General features: G+C 70.7%; 19 protein-coding genes and 1 tRNA gene. 12 read left to right on the forward strand and 8 right to left on the reverse strand.

Features of this window, described 5'->3' with window-relative positions:
- Positions 1-30: 30 nt before the first annotated feature.
- The 4 genes from ACFYYH_RS06140 (at position 31) to ACFYYH_RS06155 (ending at position 2,720) form a co-directional block, all read left to right on the forward strand.
- Positions 31-147, forward strand: a complete 117-nt coding sequence (locus ACFYYH_RS06140) for a putative leader peptide (protein ID WP_363085678.1) — start codon at positions 31-33, stop codon at positions 145-147.
- Between the two features lie 104 nt (positions 148-251).
- Positions 252-554 (forward strand): MoaD/ThiS family protein, encoded by a 303-nt coding sequence (locus tag ACFYYH_RS06145; protein ID WP_388546566.1) that lies wholly within the window; start codon positions 252-254, stop codon positions 552-554.
- Positions 554-1,504 (forward strand): PLP-dependent cysteine synthase family protein, encoded by a 951-nt coding sequence (locus tag ACFYYH_RS06150; protein WP_388546568.1) that lies wholly within the window; start codon positions 554-556, stop codon positions 1,502-1,504. Before ACFYYH_RS06145 ends, ACFYYH_RS06150 begins: the two co-directional genes overlap by 1 nt.
- 463 nt (positions 1,505-1,967) lie before the next feature.
- Positions 1,968-2,720: an MBL fold metallo-hydrolase gene (locus ACFYYH_RS06155; protein ID WP_388546570.1), complete on the forward strand. Its 753-nt coding sequence runs from the start codon at positions 1,968-1,970 to the stop codon at positions 2,718-2,720.
- Between the two features lie 182 nt (positions 2,721-2,902).
- On the opposite strand, the gene ACFYYH_RS06160 is transcribed toward ACFYYH_RS06155, so the two are convergent.
- Together ACFYYH_RS06160 and ACFYYH_RS06165 are read right to left on the reverse strand one after the other, a co-directional pair.
- A complete protein-coding gene (locus ACFYYH_RS06160; protein WP_388546572.1) occupies positions 2,903-4,180 on the reverse strand; it encodes a PTS transporter subunit EIIC in 1,278 nt (425 codons plus the stop codon).
- 230 nt (positions 4,181-4,410) lie between these two features.
- A complete protein-coding gene (locus ACFYYH_RS06165) occupies positions 4,411-5,694 on the reverse strand; it encodes a PTS transporter subunit EIIC (protein ID WP_388546575.1) in 1,284 nt (427 codons plus the stop codon).
- A 163-nt stretch (positions 5,695-5,857) separates the two neighbouring features.
- On the opposite strand from ACFYYH_RS06165, the gene ACFYYH_RS06170 reads away from it, so the two are divergent.
- The 4 genes from ACFYYH_RS06170 to rdgB all read left to right on the forward strand — a co-directional run bounded on the left by ACFYYH_RS06170 (position 5,858) and on the right by rdgB (position 8,326).
- Positions 5,858-6,202 carry a glucose PTS transporter subunit EIIB gene (locus ACFYYH_RS06170; RefSeq protein WP_388546577.1) on the forward strand — a complete coding sequence of 115 codons (345 nt, stop codon included), beginning with the start codon at positions 5,858-5,860 and terminating at the stop codon, positions 6,200-6,202.
- Positions 6,203-6,393: 191 nt separating this feature from the next.
- Complete coding sequence (rph, locus tag ACFYYH_RS06175; protein WP_388546580.1) at positions 6,394-7,125, forward strand: ribonuclease PH; 732 nt, start codon at positions 6,394-6,396, stop codon at positions 7,123-7,125.
- 172 nt (positions 7,126-7,297) lie between these two features.
- The gene (locus ACFYYH_RS06180; protein ID WP_388546583.1) at positions 7,298-7,690 is read left to right on the forward strand and encodes a hypothetical protein; all 393 of its coding nucleotides are present in this window, start codon (positions 7,298-7,300) and stop codon (positions 7,688-7,690) included.
- A gap of 33 nt (positions 7,691-7,723) precedes the next feature.
- Positions 7,724-8,326 carry an RdgB/HAM1 family non-canonical purine NTP pyrophosphatase gene (gene rdgB / locus ACFYYH_RS06185; RefSeq protein WP_388546584.1) on the forward strand — a complete coding sequence of 201 codons (603 nt, stop codon included), beginning with the start codon at positions 7,724-7,726 and terminating at the stop codon, positions 8,324-8,326.
- A gap of 59 nt (positions 8,327-8,385) precedes the next feature.
- On the opposite strand, the gene ACFYYH_RS06190 is transcribed toward rdgB, so the two are convergent.
- From ACFYYH_RS06190 to bcp, 5 genes are all read right to left on the reverse strand, one after another.
- Positions 8,386-8,469, reverse strand: a tRNA-Leu gene (locus ACFYYH_RS06190).
- Positions 8,470-8,522: 53 nt separating this feature from the next.
- Positions 8,523-9,188, reverse strand: coding sequence for an HNH endonuclease (locus ACFYYH_RS06195; protein ID WP_388546586.1), 666 nt, complete (start codon positions 9,186-9,188; stop codon positions 8,523-8,525).
- The gene (locus ACFYYH_RS06200; RefSeq protein WP_388546589.1) at positions 9,185-9,880 is read right to left on the reverse strand and encodes an HNH endonuclease signature motif containing protein; all 696 of its coding nucleotides are present in this window, start codon (positions 9,878-9,880) and stop codon (positions 9,185-9,187) included. The genes ACFYYH_RS06195 and ACFYYH_RS06200 overlap by 4 nt, the downstream gene beginning before the upstream one ends.
- A 69-nt stretch (positions 9,881-9,949) precedes the next feature.
- Positions 9,950-11,434: an MFS transporter gene (locus tag ACFYYH_RS06205; RefSeq protein WP_388546591.1), complete on the reverse strand. Its 1,485-nt coding sequence runs from the start codon at positions 11,432-11,434 to the stop codon at positions 9,950-9,952.
- Between the two features lie 340 nt (positions 11,435-11,774).
- On the reverse strand, positions 11,775-12,242 hold the full coding sequence (gene bcp, locus ACFYYH_RS06210) for a thioredoxin-dependent thiol peroxidase (protein ID WP_388546593.1): 468 nt from the start codon (positions 12,240-12,242) through the stop codon (positions 11,775-11,777).
- A 148-nt stretch (positions 12,243-12,390) separates the two neighbouring features.
- Between bcp and ACFYYH_RS06215 the strand changes: the two genes are divergently transcribed.
- A complete protein-coding gene (locus ACFYYH_RS06215; RefSeq protein WP_388546596.1) occupies positions 12,391-12,714 on the forward strand; it encodes a DUF3618 domain-containing protein in 324 nt (107 codons plus the stop codon).
- A 110-nt stretch (positions 12,715-12,824) separates the two neighbouring features.
- Positions 12,825-13,127: a co-chaperone GroES gene (locus tag ACFYYH_RS06220; RefSeq protein ID WP_046506547.1), complete on the forward strand. Its 303-nt coding sequence runs from the start codon at positions 12,825-12,827 to the stop codon at positions 13,125-13,127.
- Between the two features lie 223 nt (positions 13,128-13,350).
- On the opposite strand, the gene ACFYYH_RS06225 is transcribed toward ACFYYH_RS06220, so the two are convergent.
- A complete protein-coding gene (locus ACFYYH_RS06225; RefSeq protein ID WP_388546598.1) occupies positions 13,351-15,984 on the reverse strand; it encodes a transglycosylase domain-containing protein in 2,634 nt (877 codons plus the stop codon).
- A 356-nt stretch (positions 15,985-16,340) separates the two neighbouring features.
- Here ACFYYH_RS06225 and ACFYYH_RS06230 point away from each other — a divergent pair, with 356 nt between their 5' ends.
- Positions 16,341-17,141, forward strand: coding sequence for an ABC transporter permease (locus tag ACFYYH_RS06230; protein WP_388547241.1), 801 nt, complete (start codon positions 16,341-16,343; stop codon positions 17,139-17,141).
- Positions 17,142-17,187: 46 nt separating this feature from the next.
- Entirely contained in the window at positions 17,188-18,084 is an 897-nt protein-coding gene (locus tag ACFYYH_RS06235; RefSeq protein ID WP_388547243.1) for an ABC transporter permease, read from the forward strand.
- The last annotated feature ends 20 nt before the right edge of the window (positions 18,085-18,104 follow it).

Below are 18,104 nucleotides of genomic sequence, written 5' to 3' on the forward strand. Positions count from 1 at the left end.
GCGGCGACCGGGAATCGATACCATGAAGCCATGGTTTTCACCGACGTGAGCGACAAGACGCCGAGCACCCCGCTGCTCGTGGCGCGGCTGCACGTCGATCTGTGCCGCCTCGCCAGTGCCATCTGTCCCGACAGCGCCGCCGGCTGAGCGACAGCCCCCGAGCGCCGTCCGGCCGTATCCGCACCACACCCCCTCGCGCGGGGGCCCGCGCCGCGCGCCCGTCACGCCATCTCCCGACAGGAGCCCATGCCATGGCCATCGAGGTCCGCATCCCGACCATCCTCCGCAGCTACACCGACGGCGCGAAGGCCGTCGAGGGCACCGGTGACACGCTCTCCGAGCTGTTCGCCGACCTCGAATCCCGGCACGCCGGTATCCGGGAGCGGCTCCTCGACCCGGCCGCCGGCAACCAGCTCCGCCGGTTCGTGAACGTCTACCTCAACGACGAGGACGTCCGCTTCCTCGACGGCGTCTCCACCAAGCTCGCCGACGGCGACAGCGTCACCATCCTCCCCGCGGTGGCCGGCGGCGCGCTCGAAGCGATCCCGGCCTGATGCGCTACGACTCCCCGCTGGCGGCGGTCGGCAACACCCCTCTGGTACGGCTCCCCCGGCTGTCCCCCTCGGACGACGTCCGGATCTGGGCCAAGCTGGAGGACCGCAACCCGACCGGCTCGGTCAAGGACCGGCCCGCCCTTCATATGGTCGAGCAGGCCGAGAAGGACGGCCGGCTCACCCCGGGCTGCACCATCCTGGAGCCCACCAGCGGCAACACCGGTATCTCGCTCGCCATGGCGGCCAGGCTCAAGGGCTACCGCATCGTCTGCGTGATGCCGGAGAACACCTCCCAGGAGCGGCGCGACCTGCTGGCGATGTGGGGCGCGGAGATCGTCCCGTCCCCGGCGGCGGGCGGCTCCAACACGGCGGTACGGGTCGCCAAGGAACTGGCGGCCGAGAATCCCTCCTGGGTGATGCTCTACCAGTACGGCAACCCCGACAACGCGGGCGCCCACTACGCCACCACGGGCCCCGAGATCCTCGCCGACCTGCCGTCCGTCACCCACTTCGTGGCCGGGCTCGGCACGACCGGCACGCTGATGGGCGTCGGACGCTTCCTGCGGGAACAGAAGCCCGACATCAAGATCGTCGCCGCGGAGCCGCGCTACGACGACCTCGTCTACGGCCTGCGCAACCTCGACGAGGGATTCGTTCCCGAGCTGTACGACGCGTCGGTACTCACCACGCGTTACTCCGTCGGCTCGGCCGACGCGGTCACCCGTACCCGTGAACTGCTCCAGCAGGAGGGCATTTTCGCGGGGGTGTCGACCGGCGCCGCGCTGCACGCGGCGATCGGCGTCGGGCGCAAGGCGGTCAAGGCCGGGGAGAGCGCCGACATCGTCTTCGTCGTCGCGGACGGCGGCTGGAAATACCTCTCCACGGGCGTCTACACGGCGGCCACCACGGAAGAGGCCATCGAGACCCTGCACGGCCAGCTCTGGGCGTGACCCCGGACCCGGTCCGGGACATGAGCCGGGCCCGAACCGGCCGTCCCGGCGTCCGGCACGGCCGTCCGACGGCGGCCGTGCTCCCCGTCCGGCGTCCGCGCACCGCGTCCCGCCCCGTATCCCATCCGGCGTCCAGCCCCGCGCGCCATCCGGCGTCCCGCCCCGCGCACCATCCGGTGTCCGGCCCCGCGTCCCGGCCCGTCCCCGCGCGGCCGCCCCGGACCGCGTCCGCGGACCGCGCACCGGCCCTCCGCCCGATCCGGGCAGGGGGCCGGACGCGTGTACGGCCCCGGCCGGACCCGTCGTCACCCCGCCGTCCCCGTCCATCCGAACCGGTGACAGCGCAGGTGAGTTCTCCCACAACGGACCGCTGTGGAGGAGCGACCAGCCGTTTCGCGCTTTACGCTCGACGGACCGCACAACCCCCGTCGCCCCCCTTCCACGCCACGGAGGTTCACGTTCCATGAAGCTCACCGTCGTCGGCTGTTCGGGCTCGTTCCCCTCCGCGGGATCGGCCTGCTCCAGCTACCTCCTAGAGGCCGACGGCTTCCGGCTGCTCCTCGACATGGGTAATGGCGCCCTTGGCGAGTTGCAGCGCCACGTTGGTCTCTACGACCTCGACGCCATCTTCCTCAGCCATCTCCACGCGGACCACTGCATCGACATGTGCGGCTACTTCGTCGCCCGCTACTACCGTTTCGAGGGCGGTCGCTGCGACGCCATCCCGGTGTACGGGCCCGAGGGCACCGAGCAGCGCCTCACCACGGCCTACGCGGACACCCCGACGGACAAGTCCATGAGCGAGGTCTTCGACTTCCACACGCTCAAGCCGGGCTCCTTCGACATCGGCCCCTTCTCGGTCCGTACGGAGAAGGTCTCCCACCCCATAGAGACCTTCGCCGCCCGGATCGAGCACGGCGGCCGGTCGCTCACCTACTCCGGTGACACCGGCGTCTGCGAACCACTGGTCGAGCTGGCCCAGGACACGGATCTCTTCCTCTGCGAGGCGGCCTTCACCTACGGCAAGGAGGACATTCCCGGCCTCCATCTCAACGGCCGCGAGGCAGGCGCCCACGCCGCCCGCGCCCGCGCGCGCCGGCTCGTCCTCACCCATATCCCGCCCTGGACGGACGGCGAACAGAATCTGGCCGATGCCCGCAAGGTCTACGCGGGCCCGGCGGAACTGGCCGTTCCCGGCGCGGTGTACGAGATCTGACCGAGGGTCCGCGCGCGCCTTCCGGCCGGTGGCCGCCGGTGGCTGACAGCATGGCAACCAACCGTGGGCCCCGCCGTTCCTGACAACGGCGGGGCCCACGGGGCTGTGCGGCGCGTGGCACGGCGGCGCGTGGCAGTGGCAGCGCGTGGCAGGGGGCGGCGCGTGGCAGGGGCGGCGCGGGCCTACTTGGCCTCGGCCTTCTGGAGCTCGGCGAGTTCCTCGTCGGACTCGCGGCCCGGCGTCGGGATGTTGAACCTGACGATCGCGAAGCGGAACACCGCGTAGTAGACCGCCGCGAAACAGAGACCGACCAGCACCAGACCCCAGGGGTTGGTCGCGATACCGAGGTTGAGGAAGAAGTCGACCGCCCCGGCGGAGAAGCCGAAACCGTCCTTCATACCGAGCCCCCAGGTGAGGGCCATGGAGACACCGGTCAGCACCGCGTGGATCGCGTACAGCACCGGCGCGATGAACATGAAGGTGAACTCGATCGGTTCCGTCACCCCCGTGACGAACGCGGTCAGCGCCAGCGAGAGCATCATGCCGCCGACGACCTTGCGGCGCTCGGGGCGGGCACAGTGGGTGATCGCGAGACAGGCCGCGGGCAGGGCGAACATCATGATCGGGAAGAAGCCGGTCATGAACTGTCCCGCCGTCGGGTCACCCGCCAGGAACCGGTTGATGTCGCCGCTCTTGCCCTCGTACGTACCGGCCTGGAACCAGGGGAACGAGTTCAGCAGGTGGTGCATGCCGACGGGGATCAGCGCGCGGTTGACGACACCGAAGATCCCGGCGCCGACGGCACCCGAGCCGACCAGCCACTCACCGAGGTTGTGCAGGCCCGTGCCGAGCACCGGCCAGATGTAGCCGAAGACGACGCCGATGACCAGACCGGCGAAGGCGGACAGGATCGGGACCAGCCGGCGGCCGCCGAAGAAGCCCGCCCAGTCCGGCAGCTTCGTCCGGTAGAACCTCTGGTACAGCAGGGCGACCACGATGCCCATGACGACACCGCCGAGGACCTTCGCGTCGACGGGCGCGTCCACCATGACGATCTTCCCGTCCACCACCTGCGCCACCTCGGGCAGATTGGGGTCGGTGAAGGTGCCCAGGACGTTCTTGAAGACCAGATAACCGGTGACGGCGGCGAGCGCGGTCGAGCCGTCGGACTTCTTGGCGAAGCCGATCGCGATACCGACGGCGAACAGCAGCGGCATGTTGTCGAGGATGGCGTTGCCGCCCGCGGCCATAAAGCTCGCGATCTTGGTGAGGAACGCGGGGAACGACTCACGGCCGAGCATGTCGGGGTTGCCGAGGCGTACCAGCAGGGCGCCGGCGGGCAGCACGGCCACGGGCAGCATCAGACTGCGGCCGATGCGCTGCATCACCGCCATCGCGCGGCTGCCCCTCGTCGCCGAGGGCTCCTTCTTCGCCGCGGGGGCGACGTCGGCCGTACTCATCAAGATCCTCCCACCGGTACCCGGACGCGGCGCGCACGGCCGCGTGGTCTACACCACTCGGTGGTGTAGACCTGTTCTAACACGGCGGGGACCGGCTGAGGAACCTGCGAAAACTGTGGCCTGGGCCATAGGCGAGGGGGCTTGGGCAACCGCCTCGGACGACCGCCCGGGGCCCGGGGGCGGCGGGGGTCGGGAAGGGGCTGCGGGGGTCGGGAAGGCTTTCGTGCCGCTCAGACCTTGGTGTTGTCCTGCTCGGTCTCCCGCTCCAGCTCCTCGGGCTCCCGCCCCGGCGTCGGGATGTCGAAGAGCGTGATCGCGACACGGAAGACGACGTAGTACACCACCGCGAAACAGAGACCGATCGGGATGATCAGCCAGGGCCTGGTGTCCAGATGCCAGTTCACGACGTAGTCGATCAGACCGGCCGAGAAGCTGAAGCCCGCGTGCACCCCCAGCCCCCAGGTGATCGCCATCGACGCCCCGGTCAGCAGGGCGTGCGCCCCGTACAGCAGCGGCGCCGCGAACATGAAGGAGAACTCCAGCGGCTCGGTCACCCCCGTCACGAACGAGGTCAGCGCGACGGAGAACATCAGCCCGCCCACCCGTTTGCGGTGCTCGGGGCGCGCGCAGTGCGCGATGGCCAGCGCGGCGGCCGGAAGCCCGAACATCATCACCGGGAAGAACCCCGACATGAACTGGCCGGCCGAGGGGTCCCCGGCGAAGAACCGGGTCAGATCGCCCATCACCACCGTGCCGTCCGGCTCGGTGTACGTACCGGCCTGGAACCAGAAGAAGGTGTTCAGGAACTGGTGCAGACCGATCGGGATGAGCAGCCGGTTGGCGACCCCGAAGATACCCGCCCCCCAGGCGCCCAGATCGATGAGCTGCTTGGCGAACGCGGTCAGCGCGTCCCCCACCGGCTCCCACAGCAGCCCGAAGGCCACCCCGAGCAGCGTGCAGAGGAAGGCCATCAGGATCGGCACCAGCCGACGGCCGTTGAAGAAGCCGAGCCAGTCGACCAGCCTCGTCCGGTGGAAGCGCTGCCAGACGACCGCCGTGAGCAGTCCGATCAGAATGCCCCCGAGCACACCGGGGTTCTGGGGAGTGCCGTCGGGCCGGTCCTCGGTCACCGAGCCGCCGACCGGGAAAGCGGCCAGCACGCCGTGGTAGACGAGAAAACCGGTGACCGCGGCGAGCGCGGTCGAACCGTCCGCCTTCTTGGCGAAGCCGATCGCGACCCCGACGCAGAAGAGCAGCGGGAGGCCGAACGCCCCGTCCAGGACGGCGCCACCGCCGAGGCTGAGCACCTTCGCCGTCCGGTCCCAGAACGGGCCGTGCAGCGAGGCGGAGAACAGATTCCCCAGACTGACCAGCAGACCGGCGGCCGGCAGCGTGGCCACCGGGAGCTGAAGGCTGCGGCCGATCTTCTGGAGCCCCTGGAACAGGCCGTTCCACCACGACCTCCGCGGACCCGCCCGCCCCGGCGGGGACGCTGGCGTGCTGTCGGCGCTCATCGGCGTCCTTCCGTCGTGCCGCGGCCGGTGGCCCCCGACTGGTGTAGACCAGTTGCGGTAGGCTCCCTGGGCCGGTCGGGCCGGTCGGGCCGGTCGAGCCGGTCGCGGGCGGGGTGCCGGTGATCGTCATCATTGGGTACGTCGTGAAGGTGCGCCCGCGAAGATGGTCCAACTGTGCGTTACCGTGACGAAACAGAACGGGCGGGGCGAGTCGGCCGGAGACGGGTCGGTACAGGGCTTTTCGGCAGTCAGTTCGACAGTCAGGGAGAGAGACATGGCCACCAAGGCTGAGAAGATCGTCGCCGGGCTCGGCGGACTCGACAACATCGAAGAGATCGAGGGCTGCATCACCCGCCTCCGTACCGAGGTCGTCAACCCCGACCTGGTCGACGAGACCGCCCTCAAGGCTGCCGGAGCCCACGGAGTCGTCAAGATGGGCACCGCGATCCAGGTCGTCATCGGCACGGACGCCGACCCCATCGCCGCCGACATCGAAGACATGATGTGAAGCGCTTCCCGAACTGACCGGAACCGGCCCTCCGACCGTCCCCGGCCCGTCCCCGGCCCGTCCCGGCCCCGGCTCCGCCCGTCCCCGGCCGTCCGGCCCGTTCCGGCCCGTCCCGGCCCACGGCCGCGGGCGGCGGGCGGGCGGCCGTGACCGGGACGCCCGGGGAAAGCGCGTGCCGATAGGCTCACCGCATGTCACGAATCGACGGCCGCACCCCCGAACAGCTCCGTCCCGTCACCATCGAACGCGGATGGAGCAAGCACGCCGAGGGCTCCGTCCTCATCTCCTTCGGTGACACCAGAGTCTTCTGCACCGCCTCGGTGACCGAGGGTGTCCCGCGCTGGCGCAAGAACAGCGGCGAAGGCTGGGTCACCGCCGAATACTCGATGCTGCCCCGCTCCACCAACACCCGCGGCGACCGCGAATCCGTACGCGGCAAGATCGGCGGCCGCACCCACGAGATCAGCCGCCTCATCGGCCGGTCCCTGCGCGCCGTCATCGACTACAAGGCCCTCGGCGAGAACACCATCGTCCTCGACTGCGACGTGCTCCAGGCCGACGGCGGCACCCGCACCGCCGCGATCACCGGCGCGTATGTCGCCCTCGCCGACGCCGTCGCCTGGGCCCAGGGCAAGAAGATCATCAGGCCCGCCCGGCGCCCCCTCACCGGCACCGTCGCCGCCGTCAGCGTGGGCATCGTCGACGGCGCGCCCCTCCTCGACCTCTGCTACGAGGAGGACGTCCGCGCCGAGACCGACATGAACGTCGTCTGCACCGGCGACGGCCGGTTCGTCGAGGTCCAGGGCACCGCCGAGGCCGAGCCCTTCGACCGCAAGGAACTGAACGCGCTCCTCGACCTCGCCACCGCGGGCTGCACCGATCTCGCCGCGCTCCAGCGCTCCGCCCTCGAACAGACCCGGTAACGGAACACCGCGACACCACGGAAGACCACCAGGTGGCGGCCGTCCCGCCGGCGCGGTGAGCCAACTCCCGCCGGAGGAAAGGCAACCGTGCACAGCCACGGGGCGTCTCCACCCGCACGGGCGCACGGACAGAAACGTGCGCCCGTCCGCACCCTGGGGAGGAACCCGCGCCATGCCCGCGCCCGTACGCCGACGCCGCATCACCCTGGCCCTCAGCGCCGCAGCCCTGGCCCTGCCGCTCACCGCGGGCTGCGGAGCCCTCGACAAGGCGATGGACTGCGTGGCCACCGCCGATGCCATAGCCACCAACGTCGGCAACCTGGAACAGGCCATCTCCAGCATCGGGGACGACCCGCTCAAGGTCGACGAGGCACTCGACGACATCGACGCCGAACTGGACAACCTCAAGGACACCACCGACAACGCCGACCTCAGCAAGGCCGTCGGCGACCTCGGCAAGGGGGTCGACAGCGTCCGCACCGCCATCGAGAACGGCGACAACACCCCCGACCTCAGCCCCGTCTCCGACGCCGCGGCCGAGATCGGCAACATCTGCACCCCCTGACGGACACCCCGGGCGGGAACGGATACTGAGGGCATGACCCGCCTCATCCTCGCCACCCGGAACGCCGGGAAGATCACCGAACTCCGGGCCATCCTCGCCGACGCGGGCCTGCCCCACGACCTCGTCGGCGCGGAGGCCTACCCCGACATCCCGGACGTCAAGGAGACCGGCGTCACCTTCGCCGAGAACGCGCTCCTCAAGGCCCACGCACTCGCCGACGCCACCGGCCTGCCCGCCGTCGCCGACGACTCGGGCCTCTGCGTCGACGTCCTCGGCGGCGCCCCCGGCATCTTCTCCGCCCGCTGGGCGGGCACCCACGGCGACGACACGGCCAATCTCCGCCTGCTCCTGGCCCAGCTCTCCGACATCGCCGCGCCCCACCGCACCGCCCACTTCGCCTGCGCCGCGGCCCTGGCGCTCCCGGACGGCACGGAACGCGTTGTCGAGGGCCGCCTCTCCGGCACCCTCCGCACCTCCCCCACCGGCACGGGCGGCTTCGGCTACGACCCGATCCTCCAGCCGGACGGCGACACCCGCACCTGCGCGGAACTCACCCCGGCCGAGAAGAACGCCATCAGCCACCGAGGCAAAGCCTTCCGCGCCCTGGTCCCGGCGGTCCGGGACCTACTGGGCTGAGCTGCCCGGCCCAGAGAAATGGCCTGTGAATCGATCTTTCGATTCACAGGCCAATCGTGTGCGGCGGAAGGGATTCGAACCCTCAAGCCCGGTCACGGGCCACAGATCCTAAGTCTGCTGCGTCGCCACTGCGCCACCGCCGCCAGCCGTCTGCCATCGTACCGGGCAGGCGGCCGAGCGTGGTTCCGGCACAGCTCTAGCGGCTCCCGGGGCGGCTGCCGCCTCGGCACCAGGTGGCTGTGACCGCATGGCAGTTGGGGCACAGCAGCCGGAGGTTCTCCCGACGGTCGTCGCTCCGGTCGCCGTTGATGTGGTCGATCTCCAGCGTCATGGACCGGCCCTGCCAGACGGGACCGGCCCCGCATTCGGCACATTCGTGCGGGACCCCGATCTCATCGAGTGCCCGGCGTAGCCGAACGGTCCTGGTGCGCCGCCCGTCGGTGTGCTTGACGAGTATCCGGTCCGCCGGTTTCGGCGGGGTCGTGCCCGGTCTTCCTCGTTGGTGCGCCTGCCCCAGGAAGTGCGACGTCGAGATGCCGTCCGCTGTGGTCCATTCACGGAGCAGGGCTCGTTGGTGGCTGGTGTCGGGCCGGCCGAGCCGTCGCAGTGTCGCGGCTATGGAAAGCGACTGGGTGACCGCATCGCGAAGTGCGCTGCTCTCGGGCCGTGTCCTCGCTGTGCGGCTGCCGCCACGACGGAAGTGCGAGATGTCTATCCCGAAGTGGGCGAAGCGGCGTGACAGGTACCGGTTGAGGCGGCTGTAAGGGCGTGTACCGAGGAAGGCGACCACCTCGTCGAGGTCACCGCATCGCGCCGCGGCCTCCGACAGCCTCTCGCGTGTGTACCGCTGAACGTCGCTCACCGGCCGTCGTCCCCGATGCGCGACGGTCGGCCGGGGGCTGTCGCTCGGCGGACCTTGCCGCGGCCGCGGTAAGTGTCTGTGGTGGAGTGGCAGTTCGGGCACAGGATCCGGAGATTCTCGACGCGGTTGTTGCGCCAGTTGCCGTCGAGATGGTCCACCTCCAGGGGGAGTGGGTGGCCGCGCCACCGCGCCTCGCAGCCGCAGAGCGCACAGCGCTCCTCGACGCCGAGTTCGAGCAGGGCTCGCTTCAGCCGTGAGCTGGGAGTGCGGCGTGCCTGTGCCGAGTTGTCCTCGACCAGAATCTCCTCGGTCGACCGGCGGCGCCGATTGCCGTGCACGTTCCGCGTGCGCGCCCCTGGTGTGAAGTGCGAGGTGTCGATACCGAACGCTCTGACCCGGCGGCTGATGTGGGTGTACTGGCCGCCCACGAGTTCAATGCCCAGGTGACGCAGCACCTCGTACATGTTCGTGGAGGCGCTGACGGCGGATTCGAGTATCTCCCTGGTCCACCGGCCGGCCTCACGTTCGAAGTGCGTGGTGTCGACCCCGAGTTTCCTCATCCGCCCGGATATGTACGTGCGCCGTGACGAGGCCTTCGGATCGACCCCGAGCTTCGTCAGCGCCTCGGACAGGGTCTTCGATGTGCTCGCCGCCTCCGCGAGACGTTCCCGTGTGTACGGGCTCACCGGCATGGTTCGTCCCTCTCGGTCCGGCCGCGTGTTCGCGACGTCGCACTGAGTAACGAACCGGATGGCGGGTGGTCACGTCCGGAAATCGGAGAGGAGTCGCGCCGCCTCCGCCTCCGTCGCCACCGACGGCGGTGAGCCGGGCAGGGGGCGTTGGGCCGTTTCCTTCATCAGGGCCACCGCCACGATTCCCACCAGCGCCGCCGCCATCGCGTAGTACGCCGGCGTCAGATTGCTGCCGGTGACACTGATCAGGGCCGTGATCACCAACGGGGTCGTGCCGCCGAACAGGGACGCGGAGAGGTTGTAGCCGACGGAGAGCGAGCCGTAGCGGACGTCCGTCGGGAACAGCGCCGGGAGCGCCGCCGACATCGTGCCCAGCAGACAGACCAGGGACAGTCCCAGCATCAGCATGCCCGCCGTGATCGCCGGGATGCCGCCCTGGGAGATCAGCAGGAAGGCCGGCAGGGAGAGGAGGAGGAACCCGAGCATGCCCGTCATCAGCAGCGGCTTGCGGCCGAAGCGGTCGCTGAGCCTGCCGATCCAGTTGATGATCAGCAGCAGGAACGCCATCACGCCCAGCAGGACGAGCAGTCCGTGGGTGTCGCTGTAGCCCAGTTCGTCGGAGAGGTACGTCGGCATGTACGACAGCAGCATGTAGTCCGTGACGTTGTACGCGCCGACCAGCGCGACGCACAGGATCAGCGTCCGCCAGTGCAGCCGGAAGATCTTGGCGAGATCGCCCTTCACCGTGGTCTCCGCCGGGGCCGCCGTCCCGGCGGAGCGCGCGCTCTCCGACTCCAGTTTCCGGAACGCGGGCGTCTCGTCCAGCCGCAGCCGCAGATACAGCCCGACCAGCCCCAGCGGACCAGCGACCAGGAAGGGCACCCGCCATGCCCATGCCTCCATGGAGTCCGCGCCGACCCCGGCGTGCAGCGCGGTGACCAGTCCCGCCGCGCCGATGTATCCGGAGAGGGTGCCGAACTCCAGGAAGCTGCCGTAGTAGCCCCGCCGCTTGTCGGGCGCGTACTCCGCGATGAACGTGGACGCCCCGCCGTACTCGCCGCCGGTGGAGAACCCCTGGACCAGCCGGAAGAGGATCAGCAGGACCGGCGCCCAGAAGCCGATCGTCGCGTACGCGGGGATCAGGCCGATGGCGAAGGTGCCGATCGCCATCATGATCATCGTCAGCGCGAGGACCTTCTTGCGGCCGACCCTGTCGCCCAGGGGGCCGAAGACCATGCCGCCCAGGGGCCGTACGAGGAAGGCCACGGCGAAGGTCGCGAAGGAGGAGAGCAACTGGACCGTGGCGTTCCCCGACGGGAAGAAGACATGTCCGATCGTCACCGCCAGATAGCTGTAGATGCCGAAGTCGAACCACTCCATGGCGTTGCCCAGGGCGGCGGCCTTGACGGCCCGTCTGACCGCGCGCTCGTCGGTCACGGTGATGTCGGACCGGCGCGGGGCGGGGTTCGTCCGCCGGCGGGCGGCGCGGAAGAGGGCGGGATGGCGCCTGACCGCGGCCGGGTCCTCCTCCTTGCCGTGCTCCTGGCCGGCCATGGCGGGTCCTCTCCTCGGGTGAACGTGTCCAAGGGAACCTTCTGCGCGGCCGGGGCGGCGCCAAACCGAAGTCCCACGCGGGTGGGACCCCGGTCACGGTCCGGATCTCCGCTTCCGGACCGGCGTCCCCCGGCGTCCGGGCCGGCCGCAGCACCCCCGGCGTCCGGGCCGGTCCCGGCACCTCCGGCGTCCGGGCCGGCCGCAGCGCCCCCGGCGTCCGGGCCGGTCCCCGGCCCGTCCGGGCCGGTCCCGGCACCCCCGGCGTCCGGGGCGGCCGCAGCACCCCCGGTCCCGGCGCCCCAGGGGCCCCCGGCGTCCCGGCGCCCCCGGCGCCCCGGTGTCAGATGCCGAGATCCTTGATGATCTTCGCGACATGGCCGGTGGCCCGCACGTTGTAGAAGGCGTGCTCGACCTTGCCGTCCCCGTCGACGACGATCGTGGAGCGGATCACGCCGGTCACGGTCTTGCCGTACATCTTCTTCTCGCCGAAGGCCCCGTAACTCGCCAGCACCTCCTTGTCCGGGTCACCGACCAGCGTGACCTTGAGGTTCTCCTTGTCGCGGAACTTCGCGAGCTTCTCGGGCCGGTCGGGCGACACCCCGATCACGTCGTAGCCGGCGTCGGCCAGCAGCCCGAGATTGTCCGTGAAGTCGCAGGCCTGCTTGGTGCAGCCTGGAGTGAGGGCGGCGGGGTAGAAGTAGACGATGACCTTGCGGCCCTTGTGGTCCGCGAGCGAGACGTCGGTGCCGTCCGCGTCGGGCAGGGTGAAGGCGGGGGCGGTGTCGCCGGGCTGGAGTCGCTCGCTCATGGTTCTCCTCGGTGGAGTTCGGGTGTACGTGGCCGAGCGTAATCGGGGGTGCCGTCGGGTGCGGTCACGGCGAAGCTGACAGACTGTCGAGGAAGTACTGACGCGGTACTGATGAAGGACTACCGGACACGACGACGGAGGCAGCGCGGTGTCGGATTCCAGGACCCCGGCGCAGATCGAGGCGGACATCGTCCGCAGGCGCGGGCAGCTCGCCGAGACGCTGGACGAGATCGGGGTGCGGGTGCACCCGAAGACGATCGTCGGCGACGCGAAGGCCCGGGTGGTCTCCAGTGTGGATCACACGGCCGGGCGCGCGTTCGTCGCGGTGAACAGGGCGGTGTCGGGGATAAGGGCGCCGTTCATCGGGCTGGACGGCGGGCCGCGGCTGGAGCGGCTGGTCCCGGTGGCGCTGGTCGTCGTCGGGGTCGTGGGGCTGCTCGCGGTCTCGTCGAAGCGGCGCCGCCGTGCCTGAGGCGCCCCGCGCCCGGCTCACCCCTGTGGCTCACGGCGCGGGCGTCAGCAGGTAGGTTCTGGGTTGTGAGCGAGAAACCCCACAGCCAGCACGACAAACTGCCCATCCGCATGCTCCATGACCGTGTTCTGGTCAGGACGGACATTCCGGAGGGCGAACGGCGTTCGTCCGGCGGCATCGTCATTCCCGCGACAGCGGCGGTCGGCCGACGGCTGGCCTGGGCCGAGGTGGTGGCCGTGGGGCAGAACGTACGGACGGTGGAGCCGGGGGACCGGGTGCTGTACGACCCCGAGGACCGCGCCGAGGTCGAGGTGCGCGGGGTGGCGTACGTCCTGATGCGGGAGCGCGATCTGCACGCGGTCGCCGCCGACCGGTTCGAGGGCTCCGAGGACTCCACCGGGCTCTATCTGTAGTTCGCCGGGCGCGCCATGGCCGGACCATTCGCGGCTCGCCCGGTCTCGGCACACCCGGACCGGTCTTGGTACGCCAGGACCGGTCTTGGTACGCCAGGACCGATCTCGGTACACCTGGACCGGTAGTGCCACGGCCGGGCGCGCGGTGGCTGGATACGCGCCGGGCCGCGCCTGGCGGGCGTACGTACGTACGCGGGCGGGGGCATGGCGGCGGCCCGCCGGATCACCTGCCGGGAGCGGCAGAAAGTCCTCCCCGCCCCGGAGCCTCGCCCGTACCCCGTCCGGAGCCGTCCGCCCGGCCGCCTCGGCCTCCTCCGCCCGCGCCGCTTCCACCGCGCCCTGTTCTGCCCCGGCCGCTCCGCCTGCCGAGGCTCCGGGCCCTGCGGCCGTCGGCCGTTCCGTCGCCCGGACCGGCGCCTCCGGGGGAGGCGGCGGCGCCTTCCTCGTGCCGCTGCGACAGCCCGTGCGACGGTCCGTGCGCGGGCCTCTGGACCTGCCCCAGCCCTTGCCCCAGCCCCTGACCTTGGGCCTTGTCCTGACCGAGCGGCGGCACCTGCTGCTGTTCCTGCTGCGGCGTCTGCCGCTGAAGCTCCTGGGACTCCTGGACCTGCCCCGGGAGCCGGGCGCCGGCGGACCGGCCCGTGGGGCCGTGCGCCGGGACCCCGGCCCGTCCGGGGGGCCCGCCGACGGACCAGTCCTCCGGCCCCGCCTGCGCTTCCCCGCCCTCCTCCGGCATCTCCTCGCCGTCGGCCGGGGGTGCGCCACCGTACTCGTCGAACGGGTCCGTCCCGTCCTCCGGGGACAGCATCTCCTCCGCCCCGTTGTCCAGCATCAGATCGAAGTCCCTGGTCTCGGTGCCGGTGAGGGCGTCGGCCGTGAACCGGGCCCAGATCTCGGCCGGCGGTCCGCCGCCGTTGATACGGGGCTGGCCCAGCGCTCCGTACAGCGGCCGCTGCGCCGCGGTCTTCGGATCGGCGCCCATCATCGCGACGACGGTGGTCAGCTCCGGGGTGTAGCCGGCGAACCAGGCCGCCTTGTCGTCCTCCGCCGTGCCCGTCTTGCCCGCGGCCGGCCGGCCGACGGCGAGCGCGGCGGTGCCCGTACCGCCCTCGACGACACCGCGCAGCACGGCGGTGGTGGTGTCGGCGGCCTCGCGGCTGATGACCTGCCGGAACCGCTGGCGGGGCAGCCTGACGTCCGTACCGTTCCTGCTGATCTGTTCGACCAGGGTGTAGGTGCCGTGTCTGCCGTGGTTGGCGAGCGTCGCGTACGCCTTCGCCATGTCGAGCACGCTGGCGCTGGCCGGGCCGAGCGCGATGGACGGGGAGGCCGTCAGATCGGGGGTGTTCCCGGGGAGGCCCAGGGCGATGGCGGTGTTTCTGACGGTGGCCGGGCCGATGTCCTCGGCGAGCTGCGCGTAGACGGCGTTGACGGACTTGTCGGTGGCCTCGCGGATGGACAGGGGGCCGTAGTTGATGTCGTCCTCGTTCGCCGGGGCGTAGCCGGTGGGGCCGTCCGCGCCCTCGACCATGCGCTCGTTGTTGCCGTCGTACACGGTGTTGGGGGTGATGGGCTCCCCGTACCGGGTCCGTGAGTGGTTCTCGACGGCGGCGGCCAGGACGAACGGTTTGAAGGTGGAGCCGACCTGGTAGTCGCGGCGGGTGGCGTTGTTGACGTACTGCCGCGTGTAGTCGATCCCGCCGTACATGGCGACGACCTTGCCGGTCGCGGGGTCGATGGCGGTGCCTCCGACGCGTACGTTGCGGTCGGCGGGGCGTCCGGTGTCGAGACGGCTTAGCACGACGTCGTCGACGGCCCTGCCGAAGGCCTCCTGCTTCTCCCGCTCCAGGGTGGTGGTGATGCGGTGGCCGCCGGCGGCCAGGGTGTTCTCGTCGATGATCTTGTTGCTGGTGAGGTAGTCCTCGATGGCCTGGACGACATAGCCGCGCTGTCCGGAGAGTCCGTTGCTGGAGTGCCGGATCCCGCCGGGCGCGGGGAAGTCCAGCGCGGTCCGGTCGGCCGGGCTGAGCCAGTGCTCCTTGACCATGCCGTCGAGGACGTAGTTCCAGCGGGCTTCCGCGGCGGGCCGGTTCTCCGGGCTGACGGCCACGTCGAAGTCGCTGGGCGCATTGAGGAGCGCCGCCAGATAGGCGCCCTCGGCGACGTCGAGGTGCTCGACGTCCTTGCCGTAGTAGGCCTGGGCGGCGGCCTGGATGCCGTACGCGTTGCGGCCGAAGTAGCTGGTGTTGAGATAGCCCTGGAGGATGGTCTGCTTGCTTGCCTCGCGGTTGAGCTTGACCGCGATGAAGAGTTCCTTGCCCTTGCGTACGACGGTCTGTTCCTGGCCGAGGTAGTAGTTCTTGACGTACTGCTGGGTGATGGTGGAGCCGCCCTGGGTGCCCTTGCCGGTGACGGTGTTCCAGACGGCGCGGATCATGCCCTGCGGGTCGATGGCGGGTTCGCTGTAGAAGTCGCGGTCCTCGGCGGCCAGGACGGCGCGCTGTACGGCCCTCGGCACCTGGGCGAGCCGGACGTTCTCGCGGTTGATCTCGCCGTCGCGGGCGAGCTGGGTGCCGTCCGCGTAGAGGTACAGATTGGACTGGGCGGTCGCGGTGGCGTTGGCGGCCGGGATGGCGACGAAGTGGTACCCGGCGATCAGGCCGCCGCCGAAGAGCAGCGTGCCGAACAGCAGGGTGCCGAGCAGGGCCCGCCGGGTGGGGACGAGCCGGCGCAGACCGGTCCGGCGCGGACGGCTCCGCTGCCGGCTCTTTCGTACGGGTGGGAAGCGGGGGACCGCGGGGCCGGGGGCCGAGAGATCCCGGGGGGCCCAGCCTTGCTGCTGTCGCACGTCGCTCATCAGTGTGAAGACTCCTCGGCCGCGGCCGGTGGTTCGCTCCCTCCGGCATAACGGTGTCGTATCAGGCGATTCCCGTCACAGAGCCACGAAACGCTGTGCGGCCCCATGAAACACGGCCAGAACGGATGAGCGCCGTCGCTCCGATAACGGGTCGCGGCGGCCGACCCCGGTGGACTAGGGTCGGGCGCTTTGGTGCCGGACGGCGGGCGGCTGGTGCTGGATGGCGGGCCCAGATGGCGGGCCCGGGCGGCGGGCTCGGGCGGCGGGCCCGGATGGCGGGCGGCGGGTGCGGGGTGGTCGGCGGGTCGACGCCGCCCGAGGGAACGAGCCCGAGGGAACGAGCGAGGGGAGCTATGGTGCGGCTGTATGCCGTGGTGGCCGCGGGTGGGTTCCGGCGCTATGCCACGTATCGCGTGGCCACATTCGCCGGGGTGTTCACCAATACGGTCTTCGGCTTCATCGTGGCGTACACCTATATAGCCCTCTGGGACGAGCGCCCCCGGCTCGGTGGTTACGACATGTCCCAGGCCGTCACCTATGTGTGGCTCGGCCAGGCGCTGCTGATGACCTGCGCCATGATGGGCGGCGGTTTCGAGGACGAGCTGATCGAACGAATCCGTACGGGTGATATCGCCGTCGATCTCTACCGCCCCGTCGATCTCCAACTGTGGTGGCTGGCGGGTGATCTGGGCCGCGCCGTCTTCCATCTGCTGGGGCGCGGCATCGTACCGATGGTGCTCGGCGCCTTCGCCTTCGAGCTGGCGCTCCCCACGGATCCGCTGATCTGGCCCGCGTTCTTCCTCGCGGTGCTGCTCGGGGTCGTCGTCAGCTTCGCGATCCGCTTTCTCGTCGCCCTCTCGGCGTTCTGGCTGATGGACGGCGCCGGGGTGGCGCAGATGGCGATGCTGGCCGGGATGTTCTTCTCCGGGCTGCTGCTGCCCCTCAATCTCTTCCCCGGGCTGCTGGGCGATGTGGCGCGGGCGCTGCCCTGGTCCTCGCTGCTCCAGGTCCCGGCGGATGTCTTCCTCGGCAGGCGCACGGGATGGGGACTCGTCGAGGCGTACGCGTTCCAGGCGGGCTGGGCGCTGGCCCTGCTGGCGCTGGGGCGGCTGCTCCAGTCCGTCGCGACCCGGAGGGTGGTGGTCCAGGGTGGCTGAGCAGGCGGAGTCCCCCGCGGAGATGTCCGCGGAGCCGTCGGCAGGGATGCCGGCGGGGGCGTCGGCGGGGATGCCGGCGGGGGCGCCGGCGGAGGCACGGGCGGAACGGTGGATTCCGCGGCTGTCGCGGCGCGCCGCCGTACGGGACGGGTTCCGGGCGTACGGCCTGATCGTGGCGATGTGGATGCGCTCCACGATGGCGTACCGCGCGTCCTTCGCGATGACGGCCTTCGGGAACTTCGCGGCGACCGCCTTCGACTTCGTCGCGATCCTGCTGATGTTCGCCCATGTGGATGTCCTGGGCGGCTACTCGCTGCCCGAGGTCGCCTTTCTGTACGGGACGTCCGCGACCGCCTTCGGTCTCGCCGATCTGCTGCTCGGCTCGATGGACCGGCTGGGCCGCCGGGTGCGGGACGGCACGCTCGACACGCTGCTGCTGCGGCCCGTACCCGTACTGGCGCAGGTGGCGGCGGACCGGTTCGCGCTGCGCCGCCTCGGCCGGGTCACCCAGGGGCTGCTGGTGCTGGTCTACGCCCTGGTGGCGCTGGACATCGACTGGACGGCCGTACGGGTGCTGATGCTGCCGATGATGGTGGTGAGCGGGGCGGCCATCTTCTCGGCGGTGTTCGTGGCGGGCGCGGCGTTCCAGTTCTGGGCGCAGGACGCCGCGGAGGTGCAGAACTCGTTCACGTACGGCGGGACGACGCTGTTGCAGTACCCGCCCACGGTCTTCGCGAAGGACCTGGTGCGCGGGGTGACGTTCCTGGTGCCCCTGGCCTTCGTCAACTGGATCCCGGCGCTGTATGTCCTGGGCCGCGAGGACCCGTTGGGGCTGCCGGAAGCGGTCGCGTTCCTGCCGCCGGTGGTGGCGGCGGTGAGCTGTGCGCTGGCGGGGCTCGCGTGGCGGGCGGGGCTGCGTGCCTACAGGAGTACGGGGAGCTGACGGGAAGCTGATGAGCATGA

This window comes from Streptomyces sp. NPDC002018, assembly GCF_042890865.1.
Lineage (GTDB): Bacteria > Actinomycetota > Actinomycetes > Streptomycetales > Streptomycetaceae > Streptomyces.